The following is a 3,970-nucleotide window of genomic DNA, read 5'->3' on the forward strand; positions in this document are numbered from 1 at the left end:
CAGCAGGCTTTTGCCCGCATCGTGCGCGACATGCTGGTCTCCATGGAGATGGCCGAGGAGCTCGGCGACGACCAGGAGAGCGAAGACACCGAGGACAATGACGACAACGAGCCGCAGGGCGAGGAGCAGAGCGAGGAGGGCGGCGAGGACGATTCCGGCTCCGAACAGTCGCAGTCCGACGACGCCGAGGCGTCCGACGATGACGAGCAGTCGGCCGAGACGGAAGCGTCCGACGCCACTGCCGACGACCTCTCCGACGAGGACGATTCCGACGCCGAGACGCCCGGCGAGGCGCGGCGCAACGACAATCCCTTCACCAACCTGCCGAAGGAGATCGACTACAAGGTCTTCACCACGGCTTTCGACGAGACGGTCGGCGCCGAGGAATTGTGCGAGGAAGAGGAGCTCGACCGGCTGCGCGCCTTCCTCGACAAGCAGCTCGCCAACCTTTCCGGCGTCGTCGGCAGATTGGCCAACCGGCTGCAGCGCCGGCTGATGGCGCAGCAGAACCGCTCGTGGGATTTCGACCTCGAGGAAGGCTATCTCGATCCGTCGCGGCTGGTGCGCGTCGTCATCGATCCGATGCAGCCGCTGTCGTTCAAGCAGGAGCGCGACACGAAATTCCGCGACACGGTGGTGTCGCTTGTGCTCGACAATTCCGGCTCGATGCGCGGCCGGCCGATCACCGTCGCCGCCACCTGCGCCGACATCCTGGCGCGCACGCTGGAGCGCTGCGGCGTCTCGGTCGAGATCCTCGGCTTCACCACCCGCGCCTGGAAGGGTGGGCAGGCGCGCGAGAAATGGCTGAAGGACGGCAAGCCGCCGAACCCCGGCCGGCTCAACGATCTGCGCCACATCATCTACAAATCCGCCGACCATCCGTGGCGGCGGGCGCGGCGCAATCTCGGCCTGATGATGCGCGAGGGCCTGCTCAAGGAAAACATCGACGGCGAGGCGCTGCTTTGGGCGCATAACCGGCTGATCGGACGGCCGGAGCAGCGCAAGATCCTGATGATGATCTCCGACGGCGCGCCGGTCGACGATTCCACGCTCTCGGTCAATCCCGGCAACTACCTGGAGCGGCATCTGCGCGCGGTCATCGAGCTGATCGAGACGCGGTCGCCGGTCGAGCTTCTGGCCATCGGCATCGGTCATGACGTCACCCGCTACTACCGCCGTGCCGTCACCATCGTCGATGCCGAGGAACTGGCCGGCGCCATGACCGAGCAGCTGGCTTCGCTGTTCGGCGAGGAAAGCGCCCGCGAGATGCGGCGCGGCGGTCTGCGGCGCGCCGGATGAGGATCTCGGGGCGGAGCTTGCGGCGTATGGTTCTGGCTGCCTGCGCGCTGGCCGGCATGTTGTCGTCGGCCATCGCCGCCGGTCCGGCTTCCATCGAGCCGGTCGAGATCTCGGCGCGGCCGATCAACCAGTTCCACATCGGCCACGACGACAGGAAGTTCGGCCCGCTCGAATTCGTCGGCGGGCTGGAGATGACCTCGCCGTCGCGCGATTTCGGCGCGCTGTCGGCCTTTCGCTTCTTGAAGCCCGGCCGAGATTTCATCGGCGTCGCCGACACCGGCTTCTGGTTCTTCGGCACCGTGGCGCACGATGCCGACAAGCGGCCGTCGGGCATTCAGAATTTCCGTATGCAGCAGATGATCGACCAATCGGGGCAGCCGATCGAAAGGAAATGGGAAGTCGACGCGGAAGGCCTCGCGGTCAAGGATGGCATCGCCACGGTCGGCTTCGAGCGCAACCAGCGCGTCGCCCAGTTCAGGATCGATCCGGACAAGATGAAGGCGCCGTTCAAGGAGCTCGACTATCTGGTGCCGGCCCGGGAGCTGCGCCAGAACCGCGGCTTCGAGACCGTCACCCACGCCAATCCCTACGGCCAGCACGAAGGCGGGCTGGTCGTGGTGTCGGAAAAGAGCCTCGACAAGGCCGGCAACATCTATGCCGCGATCATCGAGGGGCCGAACAAAGGCGTTTTCACTGTCAAGCGCAACGGCGATTTCGACATCACCGACGGCGCCTTCCTGCCAGATGGCGACCTGCTGCTGCTCGAACGCAGCTTCTCGATGGCCGGCGGCGTGAAGATGCGGCTGAGGCGCATCTATGGCGAGAGCGTCGAGAAGGGCGCCGTCGCCGACGGTCCGGTGCTGCTGGAAGCCGACATGGGCTACCAGATCGACAATATGGAAGGGCTCGACGTCTGGACCCGCGACGACGGCGCTCAGATGGTGTCGCTGATGTCGGACGACAACCACTCGATCCTGCAGCGCAACCTCTACCTGGAATTCATCCTGCACGAGGATTGAGCCGATACCGGATTTCTGCCCGACCCAGGCCGCCATGCACGGTTTGGTAACCTCGAGCGGCGAAACTCGGATGCAATCCTGGGTTTCAGTCTGGCGGCGCCGTTCTGGAATCGCGCAACCGGTTCCGGGCTCATGACGACCGTCCCATCCATATCGCGACATCAGGTAGCCCTGCAATTGCCGCAAAGGGGCGAACCCGGTGAGGCGCCGCAACCAGTCGGTCTGCTGACCGATGGTCCGAGCCTTCGCAGCGGCGACAGCGCCCAGCAAAGTGCGCTGGAAAGGATCGTCAAGCTGTCGATTGAAGGGGCCTGGAGCAGCGGCGGCTATCTTGTCGTCATGCCCGTCAACGCAGAGTTCATCGAAACCGGATCCGGCAACGATACGGTCGACATTAGCTCGTCCGGCGACGACACCGCGCCGAACTACGTCTCCCTGGGAGACGGAAACGATCGGCTCGATCTGGTGGCCACCGAGGACGCAACTTCAGACTATTGGCAGGGCAACACGACGGCTGGCGCCATGGCGCTGAAGGCATCCAATGCCGTCAACCACGAAATCTCGGTCTTCGTGCCAAGCGGTCGCGGCATCTTCGCCGGCGCCGGCAATGATGTCGTCAACATTGCCGCCGGACGCGATGTCTATAACGTCTCGGCCGGCGAAGGCGACGACGCGCTCACCGTTTCCGCTGGACGGGATATCTCGGGACTCTGGGGCGGCGACGGGCGCGATGTGCTTTCCCTTGCGGGTGGAATGAACATCGACAACGTTACCGGCGATGCCGGCGACGACATCATCACCGTTGCGGCGGGCAATGAAGCGCACAGTATTTCGGGCGGCCAGGGCCAGGACATCATCACTGTCGCCGGGCAAAGCGTCGGCGACATTTCCGGTGGCCAAGGCTCCGACATCATCACTGTCGCGAGCGGGCAGGCCGTCTTCGGCATCCGTGGAGCCGATGGTGATGATGCCATCACGATCGCCACCGCCAAGGTCGATCAGGTCGAGGGCGGCCGCGGCGACGACACCATCACGATCAACGCAGGCACCGCCGCCGCGATTTCGGGCGGGCTGGGCGACGACAGGATCGATCTCACCGGCACGGACAAAGCCAAGCTGTTCTTCGATCGCGGTGACGGCAATGACGTCGTCCGCGTTGCCGGAGAGACCACGATCGTCTTCGCCGAGCGCTCAATCGACGACGCTGACATCAGCTATGGCGACGGCAAGATCACCATCTCCTTTGCCGACACAGGCGACTCCGTGACCTTGGATTACAGCGCGGCGACGTTGAAAGGACCCGCGCCCGAATTGAGCTTCGAGGACTCAGATCACCTCGAGGTCCGCCGCGAGGCGCCGCATGGCTGGAATGCTTCCACCCTGTACCGATACTTCGATGCCCACGGCGCCGGCGGCTTCTCGCTCACACTGAGATAGGGCGCATTGCCTTTTCACGGTTGGCCGCGGCGGCGAGCTGGCGCCCGACCGGTATCTGGAAATTGCTGGCCATTCCGCGCGAGGCGCAGGGTTTCCCTATCGCGCTTCCGGAGCGGTCGCGATCCAGATGACATGGCGGGCGCCACGCTTGCCATGGGCGCGCGCCTTGACCTCCTCGACGGCGAAGCCCGCCTGCTTGAGGCGGCGCGTAAAGC

3 protein-coding genes are annotated in these 3,970 nt (G+C 64.9%); all 3 read left to right on the forward strand.

All coding sequences use genetic code 11. The features are described from left to right. Nucleotides 1-1,299 (forward strand): cobaltochelatase subunit CobT (gene cobT, locus EN738_RS31880; RefSeq protein ID WP_127287058.1); only part of this gene is annotated, 1,299 nt, incomplete at its 5' end. Continuing rightward, nucleotides 1,296-2,318 carry an esterase-like activity of phytase family protein gene (locus tag EN738_RS31885; RefSeq protein ID WP_127287059.1) on the forward strand — a complete coding sequence of 341 codons (1,023 nt, stop codon included), beginning with the start codon at nucleotides 1,296-1,298 and terminating at the stop codon, nucleotides 2,316-2,318. The genes cobT and EN738_RS31885, both read left to right, overlap by 4 nt. A gap of 132 nt (nucleotides 2,319-2,450) precedes the next feature. Then, a complete protein-coding gene (locus EN738_RS31890) occupies nucleotides 2,451-3,755 on the forward strand; it encodes a hypothetical protein (RefSeq protein ID WP_127287060.1) in 1,305 nt (434 codons plus the stop codon). Nucleotides 3,756-3,970 lie beyond the last annotated feature (215 nt).

The sequence above is a fragment of the Mesorhizobium sp. M4B.F.Ca.ET.017.02.2.1 genome, assembly GCF_003998955.1.
In the GTDB taxonomy this organism is placed as follows: Bacteria; Pseudomonadota; Alphaproteobacteria; order Rhizobiales; family Rhizobiaceae; genus Mesorhizobium; species Mesorhizobium abyssinicae.

Coding starts and splice junctions, on each gene's coding strand:
- EN738_RS31890 (WP_127287060.1), top strand. CDS start 2,451: ATGACGACCGTCCCATCCATATCGCGACATCAGGTAGCCCTGCAATTG.
- EN738_RS31885 (WP_127287059.1), top strand. CDS start 1,296: ATGAGGATCTCGGGGCGGAGCTTGCGGCGTATGGTTCTGGCTGCCTGC.